This window comes from Streptomyces sp. NPDC043908 (assembly GCF_056435525.1).
The window spans coordinates 1-1,343 of sequence record NZ_JBWKEI010000038.1 but is presented as its reverse complement, the minus strand read 5'-3'; the positions used below and the strand labels follow the sequence as shown (position 1 = coordinate 1,343).

Genomic DNA, 1,343 nt, shown 5'->3' with positions numbered 1-1,343 from the left:
CGGGCGCATCCAGTCGGGCAGTGCGGTCATGGCTTCGCCGTAGCGGCGCGTCGGGTCCGGAAGGCGGCGCGCGGCGGGGCTGTCCTACTCGGCCGGCAGACGGAGCATCGGTTCGAAGGCCGCGTCCTCCTCGCCCTCGACCGAAGGGAGGAAGCCGTCCGGGACGGTGCGGGCGGCCGTGGTGAGGAGGCGGGCCAGGACCTCGGTCTCGGTGGCCGGGGGGAGGCGGAGGGCTGCGAGGAGGCGGTCGCGGACCTCGGGGTGGTCCGGGTTGTCCTCAAGGTAGTCGGCGTTGAGCGCGGGGGGACGGAAGCCGGCCAGGGCGTCGTGCCAGGAGGGGAGGACGATGGCCAGGGTCAGGGCCTCGGCGAGGGACTCGGCGATGAGGGAGGCCTGGCCCTCGGAGTCGGTGTAGAGGACGGGGCGGACGTGGTCGGAGCCGGCCGGGCCGCAGAGGTAGTGGGTGCCTCCCGCGTTGCAGCCGGCCACGGGCTCCACCGGGAGACCGGCCGACAGGGCGATCGACTCGATGGGGTCGGTCCGCGTGAGGTCGAACTCACCGTCGCAGGCGAGGTACGCCTCGACCTCGGGGTCGGCGGCGATCCGGCGGAGCAGGGCCTCGTCGGAGAGGGCGGCCGGGTTGAGGCCGCGGGCGGCTTCGGGGGTCAGGGGGTGGCCCGCGAGGACGTGGCGGACGGTGTCGAGGGGGACGGGCCGCCCGTAGTCCTCCTCGAAGTGCGCCTGGACGGCCTCGGGGGAGCGGTCGGTGAGGAGGCGGAAGAGGTGCCCGGAGCCGTCCGGGTCCGGGCTGCCTGCGGGGAACTCGATGGCCGAGCCGGTGTGCCAGGCGCTGCCGCCGGTCTCCCACCACAGGCAGGCGGTGACCCGCGGGGCGCCAAGGTCCTCGTCGACGAAGGCCGGGTCGTCCAGGAGCGGGCGCAGCGCGGCGGGCACCTCGTCGATGACACCGGGCCAGACCTGTTCGTCGTCCGTGGCGTACGGGCTCATCTCCGACTCGTGGTCGAAGCCGCGGACGAGCACACCGGCCGGGGTGAAGAGGACGGAGAAGTCGTCACCCGAGCCGTTGTCCATCAGGGCCGCCTCCGTACCGGGCCCCCAGGTGGTGGAGATGGAGTAGCGGGAGAATCGCGGGTCGCGGCAGATCGCCTGGTCCAGCACGGCCAGCGCGCGCAGGTGCGCGCGGAGCTCGGCGGGGTCCGGGAGGAGGGCGGCGGTCGTGTGCACGGTGTCCATGGGCTCATGTAAGCAGCCGGCACTGACATCCAGGGCGGCGGTTCGGTCACACCCGCTCTCTCACTCAGGGAACGAAAAGCCCAGCTCAC

1 protein-coding gene is annotated in these 1,343 nt (G+C 73.6%); it reads right to left on the bottom strand.

The genetic code is table 11. The features are described 5' to 3' along the window. Positions 1 to 84 precede the first annotated feature (84 nt). Complete coding sequence (locus AC069K_RS35680; protein WP_478622994.1) at positions 85 to 1,254, bottom strand: hypothetical protein; 1,170 nt, start codon at positions 1,252 to 1,254, stop codon at positions 85 to 87. Positions 1,255 to 1,343: the final 89 nt, after the last annotated feature.

Coding starts and splice junctions, on each gene's coding strand:
- AC069K_RS35680 (WP_478622994.1), bottom strand. CDS start 1,254: ATGGACACCGTGCACACGACCGCCGCCCTCCTCCCGGACCCCGCCGAG.